The sequence below is a fragment of the Desulfoglaeba alkanexedens ALDC genome (assembly GCF_005377625.1).
In the GTDB taxonomy this organism is placed as follows: Bacteria; Desulfobacterota; Syntrophobacteria; order Syntrophobacterales; family DSM-9756; genus Desulfoglaeba; species Desulfoglaeba alkanexedens.
Genome location: NZ_CP040098.1, coordinates 2,552,896 through 2,567,439 on the forward strand (window position 1 = coordinate 2,552,896; position 14,544 = coordinate 2,567,439).

Below are 14,544 nucleotides of genomic sequence, written 5' to 3' on the forward strand. Positions count from 1 at the left end.
GGGCTTGACACGCGCCTTGATGCCGGGGATTCTTGGCTGAAACGTTCCGCCGAGATCGGAACGGCCGGATACCCACGGCCTTTTGCGTTTAACCCGTCGCCGCAGGAGGAATCGCCGTTTTGGTCAGGCTCGTATCTGCATTCCGTTTCCCGCGTCGGTTCGCCCTGCCCGCAGGGTTTACGGCGGCCGCGCTGGCCGTTCTTTTCGCCTTTGCCGGATGCTTCGTCCGGGAAACTGTTTTCCGGAACACGCGCCCGCTCATGGGAACGCTGGTGGAAATCGCCGTGGTCCAGCGCGATGAGGCGCGAGCCTACGCCGCCCTTCGCGACGCCTTTTCCGAAATGGAACGGATCGAAGGGGTGATGAGCGCTCACAGGGAAGACAGCGAGCTTTCGCGGCTGAACCGCGAAGGCTACCCGGGGCCGGTGGCGGTGAGCCCGGAGCTGTTCGAAATCGTTCAGAAGGGGATCGAATGGTCCCGGAATACGCAGGGCGCCTTCGACATTTCGGTTGGGCCGCTCCTCAAGCTCTGGCCGCTCTACCGGGCCGAAAAGATCCTTCCGACCGATGACGCCGTCGCGGAAGCGCTCCAAGCGGTGGGGTGGCAAAAGGTGCTTCTGGATTCGGGCGGGCAAACCATCGGCTTTCGGGTACCGGGCATGGCGCTCGATCTCGGCGGGATCGCCAAGGGCTATGCCATCGACCGGGCCGTCCAGGAACTGAGGGAAGCGGGAATTCGGAGTGCCCTGGTGAATGCCGGCGGCGATCTCTATGCCATGGGGCGGAAGCCGGACGGGTCGGCGTGGCGGGTCGGCGTGCAGCACCCGCGCCGCAAAGGAGAACTCATCGCCGTCTTGGAAGCGCAGGACGTGGCGGTTGTGACGTCCGGCGACTACGAACGGTATTTCCTGAAAGACGGGCGCCGCTACAGCCACATCGTGGATCCCCGGACGGGTTTCACCGCCCGGGGGACCGCCTCGGTCACCGTGGTCGGCCCCAATGCCACCGACGCCGACGCCCTGGCGACCGGTGTCCTGGTGCTCGGCCCGGAAGAAGGCCTCCGTCTGGTGGAGACCCTGCCCGGCTTCGAAGTCGCGATCCTTTCCGAAGCTGCAGAAGGAAGCGGACTCAAGTTCACCGCCTCCAGCGGATTCCGCCGCTACTTCCGCGTCGACGAAGCCTTCGATGACCGGGTTCCGTGATTGGGGACCCGGGTCCTCAAGAGCGGCAGCGCGCTTGGGTGCACGGCGTTCAACGGGCGCCGCTCCTGCAACGACTCATGCCCTGTAGGGGCGCAGCGGCGCTGCGCCCCGGCTTGCCGGCGATCCGGGTCAACGGGGCGTTGCCGGTTTTCCCCTCGTTCCCAAGCTCTGGCTTGGGAACGGCCTCACCGAAGCTGGAGCTTCTGCACAGTTGTGTTCCCAAGCTGGAGCTTGGGAACAAGAAGCAAAGATCTGCACCCTACCGGAATGCCCCTTTCCTGAATAGTCTCCAGAAGGTGACACATACCGCCAATGCGGGCAAACGACGCAAGGATGGGCCGGGTTCAATGCGGACGCCCGAGTGCCGCTCGATTTTCCAAAGGACGTAATCCAGACCGTTGTCAAAGGTAAGGGGAGCCTTGAGGAGTCTCAGGGCGGAGAGCACCTTGCCCTGTACCTTGCGCAGGTGCCAGCCAAGACGGTTGAGATATTTTTCCCTCCAGGGAATCAGGGTACGATAAGTGCCGGGGGCCCGGCCGGCAACGGGTTCGACGGGAAGCTCCCAGGCTTTCAGAGCCTCAACCGTAGCTGCTTCATAATAGTCCGGAGCGGCGTCATAGAGGCCAACCGCGGTGCCCGGTTTTTCCGACCGGAGCTCACAGCGATAGCTCAGGCTCAGCCCGATACCCCAAAGTTCGCGGGACGTGAAGATTTGCGGAACCTGGGGCAGGGCGCGACGCACAAAGGTATAAAGAGCACGAGCCAAGGAATCCTGAACCTGCCCGAAGGCTTCCGCGTCGCGGGCGTAAACCAGGGCGGAAGGCTGGGCAAAGCGCCCCCAGATATAGGAATGAAACCACGTGGCGGTTCCTTTGGCAAAATCGTCGAGGGTCAGAACGGCGTACTTGGCCCGCAGGGTTCGTTCCCCATAGGGAAGCTCCAGGTAAAAGACGTTCGGCGGCAGCAGGCGATTCATCCATGCCTGCAATCGCGAATGTAACGCCACCTTATAATCGTCGACCAGCAGGTAAAGATCGGCCATCCCTTGATCCACGCGGCCGCTGCGCAGGCAGGACCCATAGAAAAGCACGGCGGCCACCCCGTCGTGCCGTCGCCTGGCGGCATCGGACAACGCGGTGATCTCCGGCGGCAGCGCGCGCGTGTTCCAATGCTGGATGATTTTTTTTACGTTTGCGTCGCTCTTCATGGGGATCCTTGGCCTCGCCGGCTCAGATTCTCAGAAACCGGGCCGGCCTCTTACTTCAGCTCCGGGGGGAGCGTGACCATGCCGATGGTCACGGCACCGGGCATGGTCCATGGAGCCTGGCTGTCCGTGGATTTCCCCGTTTACAGGCGGTTGTTCGAAAAGCATCGTTGGGCAAGAGTCGGATTTTTTTCGTCGGGGTCGATCTCAAGAAACCAGGACCTCAGGGGGCCCTTGACGATCCGGAAGGCAAAACCGGTTGCCAGCCGCACCACCAGGAACATGCTGGAAATGACCGTCCACAAGGCAACCGCCACCAGCCCCAGGTCCGGCCGTCCGGCAATGAGCCCCAGGGTGAGAAGGATCAGGTTGGGATTGCGCCGCCCCGTTATCAGGCGGAAATAGGAATCGATGGGCCGCCAGCAGAAAATCCCCGAAGGCTCCAGGCATTTCTTGAAGATACCTTCAACCATGCGGCCGGCAATGTAGCCGATGAAGATCATCCAGAAGGTGTCCACCAGGGAAAGAGGCATTCCCGGATCCCAGCTTGTCAGTCCAAGACCCCAGAGAAGGTACCACAAGGGGGGCGAGATCAGATCGATGGCATGGTCGAAAATGTGCCCGAAGCGGCTGGAATTGACGGTGACCCGCGCAAGCTTGCCGTCGACGGTATCGAGGAAGGTCATCGCCCAGGCGGCGGCGAGGCCGAGAGCGAAGTGGCCATGGTAGAAGAGGAAACCGGCGACGATGACCAGAACCAGGCTCAGAGAGGTTACCATATTGGGGGTGATGCCTCTGTCGGCACAGAAGCGGGTCACCGCCTGCGCAGGCCTGGGCCAGAGCCATTTTGTCACCAGATCGGTAACTCCCTTGTACGACCCGGAAAACAGGCGTCGTTCCAGAGTTTCCCTGTTCTTCTCGGTAATGGGCAGGAGATAAGGGGGGTCGATCTTGCGCAACTGCTTCATGTATGTCGGCGCAAGGGTCTGAGGGGTCTCGAATGAAAGGGACGGAGGCAACGCGCTGCCGGGCTTCCCCTCCAGCACATCGCGAACGAGGGGAGCATCGGCCGCCGCCACGTGGGCGGCGACAGGCTTGCTCCCCGCTTCCGTGGCAGTCCGGAGAACGGTTCCGGGTTTCCGGACCAGGTTCCCGATGAGACGCTCATCATAGAGATAATCGCCTCGCAGGAGCAGGACCGAATCTTCACTGGAGACGGATTCGAGGTCGTCAATCATACTGGTGACATTCATCTTTTTCAGGATACGCTCTAGACGCCGGCGGCTGGAAAGGCCCCACAACCGGATGGGGGTCTCCGCAAAGATTAACGCATGTACGGTCATTGTTGTGCTCTCGGAAAAATATTAGTATCTACGGCCACAATCGGAGCCGATATAAAAAAGCAAAATAATATTTTGGTAGTGTTCTAAAGTGGAGACCTTAAGCAAAAAGGATAACGAAAGTCAAAAAATCCCCCTCTCCCCCCTCCCCTTAATCCCCTCCCACAAGGGGAGGGGAAATAGACTTTAGCATCAAATATTAGGTCTATTATTTTCTACGCTACCAATATTTCGATACTTGCAATCACGATCAACCGACTTTGCCAACACTCTAGCAGATTGCCGGGCCGACGGCAAGGAAAACGGCCTGGGGCCGGCCTGGGGGGTCAGGGGAGGTTGATATACAGATGGATTTGGCCGGAACCCGCGGCGAGTTGAAACTGAAAACGGATGTCTGTATCATTGCTCGCGGTATCGCCCTGGAGAATTCCCGCCTGCGGTTGTTCGGTGGCAGTACCACCGTTTGGGGTGGGCGCTGTACGGCCACGCAACTTGACCTCGCGCCGCCTGCTTTTGCTTCCGCGGGGCTGACCACCATAAGCGCTAAGTTGTTTTTGCCCGGTATCGACTGGAAAAATGAACATCGAACATCGAACATCGAACATCGAACATCGAACATCGAATGGTGAATGGGAAAAAAGGAACTTGCTTCTTGTTCCCAAGCTCCAGCTTGGGAACACAACTGTGCAGAAGCTCCAGCTTCGGTGGGGCCGTTCCCAAGCCAGAGCTTGGGAACGAGGGGAAATGCGCCCCGGTTTTTCATTCGATGTTGAGCGTTCAATGTTCGATGTTCGACGTTCATCTTTAAAAACAACCCGATGGCATAAATCCAACCCGTGAGTGATCGGATCATGGAGGATACGATTCACGCCATTCACACCATTCACACCATTCACACCGGAAGATTCAACCATGCGGGGTGTTTGAACACAGATGATCCCGAATGGCTTGCCGGCGCGACGAGGCCCCGTATCGGGGTCATCAGCAATCCATTAAGCGGTGGGAACCGAAAAGGGTTTCAGTCTGTAGAGCGGATCCTTTCCAGCTACCGGCAGGTCTTTCACCGAAAGGCCGTTGATCCCGAACAAGTGACGGCGGCGGTACGAGATTTCGCTTGCCGTGGCGTGGATCTCCTGGTGGTGAACGGGGGCGATGGGACCATTCATGCGGTCTTGACCGCCCTGTTTACTACCAGATGGCCACATCGGTTGCCGGTGTTGGCGCTCCTGCGTGCGGGGACGGCCAGCATGATTGCCAGAGACGTGGGGCTGAGGGGTTCACGGTTACGGGCCTTGTCTCGGCTTCTGGATTGGGCCTCTTCCGGGTGTGGTGCGCCGTCCATTGTAGAACGGCCGGTCTTGCGCTTAGAAGGGGCGGTCGGCGCTCAGCCCATATACGGAATGTTTTTCGGCGCCGGCGGGATTTATCAGGGGATCGAATTTTGCCTGAATCGGATACACCGGGCGGGCGTGCGGGGTGAACTGGCGGCAGGGCTTACCTTGGGCCGGTTCTTATTGGCCGCCGTCGGCGATGACAAGCGAACTATCCCACCGGCCGCCATTCGAATGAGCCTGGACGGCATGGCGATGCGGCCCATAAATGCCCTGGTCATCCTTGCCACCACTCTGGAGCGTCTGTTTCTGGGAATTCGTCCCTACTGGGGCAGCGAATCCGGCCCCTTGCACTTTACCGTAGTTCGCTCCGATGCAGAACATCTCCTTCGGGCGATTCCATCCCTGATCAGGGGTCGAAGGAGTCGGCTGGGAAGCCCTGACCGCGGGTACATAAGCCATAACGTTCGCGAGATTAGGCTTCTCATGCAAAGCGGTTTCACACTTGACGGCCAACTGTACCTGCCCGACCCTCAGCGTGGAGAGCTGTCGCTCAGAAGTGGAGGGCAAATAAAATGCTTCAGATTATGAAAACTCCATGACCGAGCCGTCCTGCTTTATGGATTATTCTTGGGGACGGTTTGCAAAAACACACCAAATCGGTTCATTTCTTCGAGCCGACAACTCCAGACAAGCTTGCCCTCGTGAACGGTGATATCCGGGCAACCATCGCACATGTCCTGCCGTCCGTCCGGTTCGAAGTTTACGGGTTGGATGATCATGAAGCTCTGAAGGTGGGCCGGGCGGAACATGGTCGCCGGCTTGGAGATGATCTCCTTCATTATATTGACCAGGGCCTTCCTCATTTTTCGATCCACAAGCCCGAAAAGCGAGGCAAGTTTCCCCCGCGCCATGCTTTTGGGAGTGGCGTAAGACAAGTAAGTGCCCGTAAAGATATGGTTGAAGGTCTGGATCAACTCCATGAGCTTGGGAGACATGTACCCCATGACCTTCCCATTGAAAACGATTCGGTTGGCCAAAAGCCACTTAAGAGAATCCGGATTAGCGGTCCCGTTCAAGTAGGCCGCTGGTTCATACGCAGGGTCCGCTTTTCGGATCATTTCCACGGCATCTTCCGCCATCAGCGGCTTCGCCCCTCCCCACTCGCTTTCATGGTACATGAGGCTCGGATCGACTTTTTGACCTCGGGCATAGAAATCGAAATCCCCTGTCAGATTGGGAGATCGATAAAGAATAAACACCATGGTATGGACGATATCAGCGTGTTCTTGAGCCCAACGCACCATATTGGGTATTTCCGGAAGTGTCTTCTCCGATATCGTGGCATTGAAGGAACAGGCGATCCCGCCGGCCTTGGCCAGCATACTTGCGTAATGATACCGCAGGTCATTCAGCTCCGTTTCTGTTGTCGCATTTACGTTGGGTCGATCCTGGCTCGTATCGATATGGAAGGTGAAACCGAAGACCCCCGCTTTCTTGAGGTCCTTCAATAGAGATTCCGTGAGTGCAACTCCATTCGTGTTCACAATGGGCTTCCAACCCATTTCCTTGACCATTCTTACCGTTTCGACAATATGAGGGTAGACGAGAGGGTCACCTCCGGCGATACTCATGCAGTCGCTTTTTCTCAATCTTCGGAAGACTTCCAGGTCGGAACGGACTTCCTCCAGAGACCTATGGCCTTTCGGGTCTCTGTAACATCCCTTACATCTCAGATTGCATAGACTGGTCGGCTCCAGCCAGGAAATGCCATTATCCGCGTAATTCCACGGAAGCCTGTAGTACTCAAGATGATTCAGTTTAAAGGCCATATTTTATAACTTTCTTTATTTGTTTTGCAGATGCAGGAGCATAGCGAAGTAACATCTCAATAACCACGGGTAACCCGTCTGGATTCCGGCCTTCACCGGAATAATGGAAGGCTGGCTTGTTTCGTCATTCCGGCCTTCGCCTAAATCCAGAAAGGATGTGGTATCACCCAGGTTTATTGGGTCAATACATAGCAAGAAGTTCCTTATGTGTCAAGGCCAATCCGGCCGGCTTTTTCTCTATTATGGCACCAAATTTAATACAAGGCGACTCTTGATCTATAGCTCAAGTTGGTCTAGTTATAGGCAACAGTTTGGTCACACTTCTTTCCGACGGACTCAACCTTGTTCCCAAGCTCCAGCTTGGGAACACAACTGTGCAGAAGCTCCAGCTTCGATTCCCATGAGGTCGTTCCCAAGCCGGAGCTTGGGAACGAGGGGAAGCCGGCTCCTACAGGGGATCGGCCCGGTTTTCCGCCAAGGGGATCGGCCCGGTGTTCCGTCAAGGGGCCGGCCTGATTTTGCGTTGTCGGCCCGGGTTTTCCGTTATCGGTAGGAGCGGGCTTGCCCGCGACCCGTAAAACCGGCAATGCCGCGTTCATTCTGATCGCCGGCAAGCCGGCTCCTACGGGGCAAGCGTCTCCTAGGAACATAGGGATGTAGGGGCGCAGCGCCGCTGCGCCCCTACGCGAAAAACGGACACCCCATCCCCAGAAGGGTGAAGGGTATTCTCAGACAGCCTCCAAAGCCAGGTCCTTCCGGGAATAAGGGGAAAGAAACGTTTGTTCTTGCCCATATATCGGACCTGCATCTGACTTCTCCGAGCGGGGTACGCCCCACCTTGCTGCTCAACAAACGCCTGCTCGGCTATCTCTCCTGGCAGTGTCGCCGCCGCCACATCCACTTGCCGCACGTTCTTGACGCGCTGCTGCTGGACCTGGCCGAAGCGGCGCCGGACCATGTGGCCGTAACCGGAGACCTGACCAACCTGGGGTTGCCGGACGAGTTCCGTCAGGCAGCCCTGTGGCTCAAGCGCCTTGGCCCGCCGGAAAAGGTTACAGTCGTCCCCGGCAACCACGACGCCTACGTCGCCACGTCATGGCATGAAACATTCAGCCGGTGGGCGCCCTATCTGGCGGGAGATGATGACAGCGCCGGCGCCGGGGTCTATCCGATTTTGAGGATTCGAGGCCCGGTGGCATTGATCGGTCTTTCATCCGCCCGCCCCAGCATGCCGTTTGTCGCCGTGGGAAGTCTTGGCCGCCGGCAACTGGCGCGCTTCGAAGAAATGCTTGAGCGGACCGGCCGGCTCGGCCTGCTGCGCATTGTCCTGATCCACCATCCGCCGATTCCCGGCAGTATCTCCTGGCGCAAGCGCTTGACCGACGCCCCCCTCTTCGCCGAGGTTGTTGCCCGCCGGGGGGCGGAACTGATTCTTCACGGGCATGCCCACGTATCCAGGGAGGATGAACTCGTCGCCGGGACGCATTCTATCCCCGTTCTCGGGGTTCCCTCGGCGTCCAATGCCGGCCCCATCCCGCAGTGCACGGCCCGTTATCACGTTTGCCGTTTTCAACGCACAGCAGACGGTTGGCGGCTGCATCTCGCCGTTCGCGCCTACGCTCCAGCCCAGCACGCATTCATAGCCGGCGCGGAGAAGGAAATCCGCCTGCCTGCCCGCAATCTCTGACGAATCCTCCGCAAGCCGGTTCTCGTTTCAGGGGATGCTTCGCGTCAGGAAAACCCCGCCGGCGAGGACAGCCAAAGCAGGAACGAGAGTTGTCCAGGCGGGCGGGATCTGGAAGATCAGGCCGGCATAGCCGAGAATCTGATTGAGAAAGAAGAACGCCACACCGATAACGGCCCCGACCACGATGAGCCAGCCAAGACTGGAACTGCGGGGCGAGCGGCACACAAATGGAAGCGATATCATGATCATCGCCCCGGTCATCACCGGAAGGCTCAGCTTCTGCCAGAGCGCCAGCCGGTAGCGCCCCGGATTTTCTCCCCGTTTCTCCTGGTTGCCGATGACTCTGGCGAGTTCCGTCAAAGAGAGGCTCTGCGGTGGCAGCACCAGTTGAACCGCCTCCTTGCTGGTGAGCAGGCCGGGGATGGCAAGCTGGGGGATTTCGCGCACCGCCACGCCCTGGTCCGTGATCGTATCCTCCCGCACTCCGCGCAATACCCATTCCCCCTGGGGGCCGATCTTTGTCTCCCGAGCATGGATATAGCGCGTCAGCCTATTCCCCTCGTCGAATTCGTAGATATCGGCTGCCTGAGCCCCATGTTCCCTGCTGGTGCGCAGGTTTATAAAGCGCCTTCCGCTTCTCGTCCAGAAATCCCCTCGCGGCAGAATGGTTCCCGACTCTGAAAGAGCGGTTTCACGCAGGGTCCACGCTGTCTGCTCCAGGGACGGAATAACGAACTGAGCGCCAAGCAGGAGGGCGAGAAGAGTAAGAAGTGCAGGTTTCGCAAGAGCCCACCCGACACGTTGGATCGAGATTCCGCTTGCCAGCATGGCAAGCAGTTCGAGGTTTTTGGACAGCAGCCCAAGAGTGATGATGCTTCCGAGCAGAGCACTCGGCGGAGCCAGATCCATCATGCGGTCCGGTAGGGTCAGAGCAACATACAGCACGGCGTCGCTTGAGTTGTAGCTCCCCTTGCCGACGTCGTCCAGTTGGACGGCCAGCTCAAGAAAGCTGAGCAGCCCGGCCAGGACAAGATTCACAGAGAACCATATGCGCAAAAAAAACAGCCGCCAGATAACGGTCGAGAATGTTCACGACAAGGGCTCCCCACGGATCAAGGAGCGGCGCCCCAAAAGACGGCTCAAGGGATTGCGTCCCGGAAGCATGATCAGAACGAGAACGCCGAGAAGGGCCGTCACCCACCATATGCCGGGCACGGCGCCGACCACCTGTTCTTCGACCCAGGTCTTGGCTATCAGGTTGAAGTTGTAAAAAACAAAAAATAACACGATGGCCAAGGTCACTTTGCCGTATTTGTCGCGCCGCGGGGCAACCCGGCTCAGGGGGATCGCCAAGAGGGCCAGCAGGACGGTGGAAATGCCCGTAGAAAGCCGCCATTGTAACTCCGCCACATCTTCCGGCTCCGGCGATCGGGCCAGATGCAGAGTTGATGCGGCCTTGCGGCGATATTCGGCGGGAGGGGTCCGGTCGGTATCGAGCCGGAATACGTTTTCACTGAAGTGGATCATGAGATCGCCTTCCGTCTTCTGATTCAGCACGTAGTGGTAGCCATCCCGGAAAACGATGACCTTCTGTCCCTCTCCCGGACCATTGATCTGGTGGGCGTTGCGGGCCGTTGTCACCTTCCGGCTGTCCGATTCCAACTCCCATACCCAGACTTTTACGGCCCGGTTCTCCGCCGGATCAAGCTTTTCGGCAAAAAAGACCACTTCTTCGCCCAACTCGTAAAACCGGCCGGCCTCAACCTTGGCGATGTCGAATTCCTCTTTCCCTTTGGCTTCCAGGGCATAAATTTTCTCATAAGCCCAGGGACGGACGAAGAGTGAAAGAGAGGCAACCACGAGGCCAAGGAAAAGTGCCAGGGACAAAACCGAGATGACGATTCGCCCCGGACCCACGCCGCATGCCTCCATGGCCGTAATCTCGCTGTCGGCATGCATGCGGCTTAAGGCAACCACCACCGCGAGATAAAGCGTAACCGGAAGAAGTACTTCAAGGGCTATGAGCACCTTGAGCCCAACCAGGGCGACAACCGTTTCGCCGGAAAGGAGGCCGTTGACCGCATCGTTAAGAAAGCGGACGGCGCTGTAACCGGCGAAAATCATGGTCAAAACCGCGCAGACCTCCACCATCCGGGCCGTAATTTCCCGTACGATATAGCGCTCCAGAATCAAAACGGCTCCAAACACTTCACTCGACTACTTTCCTTTCATGCTCGCTTTTCGCCCAAAGGCGATCCGCTCCCAAATCCGCTGAAATTGCCTTGACGTTTACCGGTATTTTCGCTAGATTGGTAGCGTTATCGATAACATACTAAAACGGCATCCGGCAAGAGATGGTCGGTTATGGAAAGACGGAGAGGAGAATGAAGCAGCATGAAAGCCATCATTCTCAGCGCAGGGCAAGGGAAGAGACTGCTTCCCTATACCGCTGAACGTCCCAAATGTATCGTTCCCATTCATGGTCGGGCCATGGTTGAATGGCAGATCGACGAACTGATCAAGTGCGGCGTCGAAGACATCTGCGTCGTGTTGGGCTACGGGGCCGACAAGGTCGAGCAACAGCTCAAGGACCGGTACGGACAAGGCGGTGTACGCACCCTTTTCAATCCCTTCTACTCCGTCGGTGACAACCTGAGCACCTGCTGGATCGCCCGTTCCGAGATGACGGAGGATTTCATCCTCCTGAACGGTGACACCCTCTTTCAGGCCCCTGTCATGGAAACCCTCCTTGCCTCCGAGCGGCATCCAATAACGGTAACCATCGATCGCAAAAACAGCTATGACGGCGATGACATGAAGGTCGTTCTGGATGGCGAGCGCCTGCTACGCATCGGCAAGGACCTCCCCCTCGACCAGGTTTGTGCCGAGTCGATCGGCATGCTGCTGTTCCGCGGAGAGGGGCCGGAGCTGTTCCGGCAAGCGGTGGAAGATGTCATGCGCCATCCCGCCGCCCTCAAGCGCTGGTATCTGTCCGTTATCGACGAACTGGCCCGAAAGACGCCCGTCTGGACCTGCTGCATTGAAGGGTTGCTCTGGTGCGAGGTCGACTGCCCCGCAGACCTGAAACATGCCGAAAAGGTGGTGCGCGCCATCGCGGATAGACAGGCCGGCGACATGCGCGGAGCGGTATAAGAGGTTGTCTGAGGGTATCCGTCATCCAATTGCGGATGGGTGCGGATCTTTTAGAACGACATCCAGGGTGAACCTCTGACGTAGATCCGGATGGCCTTGAAGCAGCAAGCGCATCAGGTCCGTTTCCCCTCGTTCCCAAGCTCCAGCTTGGGAACGCCCTGCCCGGGAAGCTCCAGCTTCCCTCGTGCTACAGCTGAAACGCGCTGTCTTTCTAGGGAGCTCGCCAGGATCTCGAAGTGGTCTTTCCCCTCGTCCCCAAGCTCCAGCTTGGGAACGGCCCCATGGGAATCGAAGCTGGAGCTTCTGCACAGCTGTGTTCCCAAGCTGGAGCTTGGGAACAAGAAAAAAGATCGCTGTCCCGGTTCGGTGAAATAAATTGAGAAAACGGTTGCGGGCCATGACCGGAGCGGCTCCTACGGACTCCCAAGTAAAGTATTCCCGGATACCCATGACCACCCGACCCCATGAATCGGCAACGGCCGAAAAGGACACTCCTTCAACTGGCTGGCTGGAAATCCTGCCGGTAGGCGACAGGGCTGCACGCCGTGAATTTTTGCATCTTCCCGGATCGCTGTATGCCCATGACCCGGCCTGGATTCCTCCCCTGCTCCTCGAATGCAGGCGGCATTTTTCAAAGAACAATCCCTATTTCAGACACGCCACGTTTCAGGCGTGGATCGCCAGGCGCGGAAAGAAAACCGTCGGACGCATCAGCGCCCAGGTGGACCGGCTCCATCTGGAGCGATACGACGACCATACCGGTTTTTTCGGAATGCTGGAAGCGCAGGATGATCCGGAGGTCTTTCAAGCCCTTTTCGATACCGCTCAAGCCTGGCTGCGCGAATGGGGCATGAAACGCATCCGGGGGCCCTTCAACCTTTCGATCAATCAGGAATGCGGCTTGCTCGTCGAAGGCTTCGACACTCCCCCTGTCATTATGATGGGGCATGCCCTTCCTTATTATTCCCGGCGTATCGAAGAACAGGGGTTTACCGCTGAGCAGGATCTCTTGGCCTATCGCATCGGGTCGGACTTTGCCGCGCCCCGTCATCTTGATGCGCTGAGCTCACGCGTTGCCGGACGGGTACGCCTGCGAACGATGCGTCGCCGGGAATTCATGGAAGACCTGGCAATCCTCAAGGACATCTTCGAAGATGCCTGGGCCGATAACTGGGGCTTCCTGCCATTTACCGCAGAGGAGTTCAACGATCTGGGAAAAAGCCTCAAGCTCCTCGTGCCGACCGACTTTGTCCGTATCGCCGAAGTTGACGGCGAACCGGCGGCGATGATGGTGGTTTTCCCCAATCTCAACGAAGCGATCAGGGATCTGGACGGCAGGCTGTTCCCCCTGGGCTGGCTCAAATTGCTCTGGCGGCTCAAGGTGAGCGGCGTGAAAACCGGCCGTGTTCCGCTGATGGGAGTTCGGCGGCGTTATCAAGGAAGCTATCTCGGGGCCATCCTGGCTCTGCTGCTGATAACGTCGCTACAGGATTCGGCGCGCCGCCGCGGCCTGGAAGAAGTAGAGACGTCCTGGATACTTGAGGACAACATCGGAATGCGCACGATCATCGAATCGATCGGCGGGAAGTGCTACAAACGGTATCGCATTTACCGCAAGGACCTCGCTTGAGTGATAGATCCGCTATTCCAGCTTGTTCCCAAGCTCCAGCTTGGGAACACAACGGTGCAGAAGCTCCAGCTTCGATTCCCATGAGGCCGTTCCCAAGCCAGAGCTTAGGAACGAGGGGAAAGTGCTACAAACGCTATCGCATTTACGGCAAGGACCTCGCTTGAGTGATAGATCCGCTGACATGAACCCTGTTCCCGCATCGTTTGCCGCCGTTGTTCTCGCCGGCGACCGCGGCGCCGAAGACCCCCTCGTCAAGGCGGCCGGCGTCAGTTGCAAAGCGCTGGTTCCCGTTGCCGGGCGGCCCATGATACTGCGCGTGCTCGATGCCCTCGAAAGTGCGGCTGCCATAGATTCATGCCTTGTATGCGGCTCCTCGGACCGCCTCCTGGGCAAATGCTCTGAACTCGATGCCCGGATCGCTTCCGGAAAGGTTCGCTGGGTCGAAAACCAAGCATCGCCCAGCCGTAGCGCCCAAGCGGCTCTGGGCGAGCTGCCGCCCGACCGGCCGGTGTTGCTGGCCACGGCGGATCACGCACTCCTCACGCCGCAGATGGTCGATCATTTCTGCACCCGAGCCGCCCAATCGGGATGCGACGTCGTTGCCGGGCTCGCTCACGCCGAGATGGTGGCGGCAGCCTTTCCCGAAAGCCGCCGGACCGTAACGCGCCTTCGCGATGGCGGATACTGCGGATGCAACCTCTTTGCGTTGCTCACGCCCCGGGCCGGCAATGCGGTAACCTTCTGGCGGCGGGTCGAAAAGCAGCGAAAGCACCCCCTTAGAATCGTAAAATCACTTGGGTTGATGGCTGTCCTGCGCTATCTTCTCGGCCGCTTGACCCTTGAAGAGGGATTGGCCCGCATGTCGTCCGTGATGGATGCCCGCGCCGGCGTGGTCTGGATGCCCGAGGCGGAAGCGGCGGTGGACGTCGACAAGGTCGAGGACTGGGTTCTTACGGAGAAGATCCTCTGTCTTCTCAATCGGAGTGACTGATTTTTTGCAGCAAAGTAATGGATTCCGGCTCCCGGATCGGGGTCTGGGACAGGTTTCGCCGGAATAACGGTAGGTTGGGTTGTTTCGTCATACCGGCGAGAGCCGGAATCCGGAAGGTTTGCCCCTGATGATTGAAATGTTACAAAATCCTTTCAGAGCACCGAGAAAGTGTGG

Annotated in this window: 12 protein-coding genes; 7 read left to right on the plus strand and 5 right to left on the minus strand. The window is 58.3% G+C overall.

What is annotated here, in order from left to right:
* Window positions 1–119: 119 nt before the first annotated feature.
* Complete coding sequence (locus FDQ92_RS11540; protein WP_137425035.1) at window positions 120–1,202, plus strand: FAD:protein FMN transferase; 1,083 nt, start codon at window positions 120–122, stop codon at window positions 1,200–1,202.
* A gap of 259 nt (window positions 1,203–1,461) precedes the next feature.
* On the opposite strand, the gene FDQ92_RS11545 is transcribed toward FDQ92_RS11540, so the two are convergent.
* Both FDQ92_RS11545 and FDQ92_RS11550 read right to left on the minus strand, forming a co-directional pair.
* A complete protein-coding gene (locus tag FDQ92_RS11545) occupies window positions 1,462–2,409 on the minus strand; it encodes a hypothetical protein (protein ID WP_137425036.1) in 948 nt (315 codons plus the stop codon).
* A gap of 140 nt (window positions 2,410–2,549) precedes the next feature.
* Window positions 2,550–3,749, minus strand: coding sequence for a CDP-alcohol phosphatidyltransferase family protein (locus tag FDQ92_RS11550; RefSeq protein WP_137425037.1), 1,200 nt, complete (start codon window positions 3,747–3,749; stop codon window positions 2,550–2,552).
* Window positions 3,750–4,093: 344 nt separating this feature from the next.
* On the opposite strand from FDQ92_RS11550, the gene FDQ92_RS11555 reads away from it, so the two are divergent.
* On the plus strand, window positions 4,094–4,375 hold the full coding sequence (locus FDQ92_RS11555; protein ID WP_137425038.1) for a hypothetical protein: 282 nt from the start codon (window positions 4,094–4,096) through the stop codon (window positions 4,373–4,375).
* Between the two features lie 222 nt (window positions 4,376–4,597).
* Window positions 4,598–5,668, plus strand: a complete 1,071-nt coding sequence (locus tag FDQ92_RS11560; protein ID WP_137425039.1) for a diacylglycerol/lipid kinase family protein — start codon at window positions 4,598–4,600, stop codon at window positions 5,666–5,668.
* A gap of 26 nt (window positions 5,669–5,694) precedes the next feature.
* Here FDQ92_RS11560 and FDQ92_RS11565 read toward each other — a convergent pair whose 3' ends face one another.
* The gene (locus tag FDQ92_RS11565; RefSeq protein WP_137425040.1) at window positions 5,695–6,909 is read right to left on the minus strand and encodes a radical SAM protein; all 1,215 of its coding nucleotides are present in this window, start codon (window positions 6,907–6,909) and stop codon (window positions 5,695–5,697) included.
* Window positions 6,910–7,624: 715 nt separating this feature from the next.
* On the opposite strand from FDQ92_RS11565, the gene FDQ92_RS11570 reads away from it, so the two are divergent.
* Window positions 7,625–8,596 carry a metallophosphoesterase family protein gene (locus tag FDQ92_RS11570; RefSeq protein ID WP_170180323.1) on the plus strand — a complete coding sequence of 324 codons (972 nt, stop codon included), beginning with the start codon at window positions 7,625–7,627 and terminating at the stop codon, window positions 8,594–8,596.
* Between the two features lie 27 nt (window positions 8,597–8,623).
* On the opposite strand, the gene lptG is transcribed toward FDQ92_RS11570, so the two are convergent.
* Complete coding sequence (lptG, locus tag FDQ92_RS11575; protein WP_281276814.1) at window positions 8,624–9,652, minus strand: LPS export ABC transporter permease LptG; 1,029 nt, start codon at window positions 9,650–9,652, stop codon at window positions 8,624–8,626.
* 33 nt (window positions 9,653–9,685) lie between these two features.
* Complete coding sequence (lptF, locus tag FDQ92_RS11580) at window positions 9,686–10,804, minus strand: LPS export ABC transporter permease LptF (RefSeq protein WP_137425043.1); 1,119 nt, start codon at window positions 10,802–10,804, stop codon at window positions 9,686–9,688.
* Between the two features lie 186 nt (window positions 10,805–10,990).
* Between lptF and FDQ92_RS11585 the strand changes: the two genes are divergently transcribed.
* The 3 genes from FDQ92_RS11585 (at window position 10,991) to FDQ92_RS11595 (ending at window position 14,370) form a co-directional block, all read left to right on the plus strand.
* Window positions 10,991–11,749, plus strand: coding sequence for a phosphocholine cytidylyltransferase family protein (locus FDQ92_RS11585; RefSeq protein ID WP_211341254.1), 759 nt, complete (start codon window positions 10,991–10,993; stop codon window positions 11,747–11,749).
* A 772-nt stretch (window positions 11,750–12,521) separates the two neighbouring features.
* On the plus strand, window positions 12,522–13,379 hold the full coding sequence (locus FDQ92_RS11590) for a hypothetical protein (protein ID WP_211341255.1): 858 nt from the start codon (window positions 12,522–12,524) through the stop codon (window positions 13,377–13,379).
* Window positions 13,380–13,539: 160 nt separating this feature from the next.
* Entirely contained in the window at window positions 13,540–14,370 is an 831-nt protein-coding gene (locus FDQ92_RS11595; RefSeq protein ID WP_211341256.1) for a nucleotidyltransferase family protein, read from the plus strand.
* Window positions 14,371–14,544: the final 174 nt, after the last annotated feature.

Excerpts from the sequence above, each read along its gene's own strand:
- FDQ92_RS11545 (WP_137425036.1), bottom strand. The coding sequence starts at position 2,409 with ATGAAGAGCGACGCAAACGTAAAAAAAATCATCCAGCATTGGAACACG.
- FDQ92_RS11550 (WP_137425037.1), bottom strand. The coding sequence starts at position 3,749 with ATGACCGTACATGCGTTAATCTTTGCGGAGACCCCCATCCGGTTGTGG.
- FDQ92_RS11555 (WP_137425038.1), top strand. The coding sequence starts at position 4,094 with ATGGATTTGGCCGGAACCCGCGGCGAGTTGAAACTGAAAACGGATGTC.
- FDQ92_RS11560 (WP_137425039.1), top strand. The coding sequence starts at position 4,598 with ATGGAGGATACGATTCACGCCATTCACACCATTCACACCATTCACACC.
- FDQ92_RS11565 (WP_137425040.1), bottom strand. The coding sequence starts at position 6,909 with ATGGCCTTTAAACTGAATCATCTTGAGTACTACAGGCTTCCGTGGAAT.
- FDQ92_RS11585 (WP_211341254.1), top strand. The coding sequence starts at position 10,991 with ATGAAAGCCATCATTCTCAGCGCAGGGCAAGGGAAGAGACTGCTTCCC.
- FDQ92_RS11590 (WP_211341255.1), top strand. The coding sequence starts at position 12,522 with ATGCTGGAAGCGCAGGATGATCCGGAGGTCTTTCAAGCCCTTTTCGAT.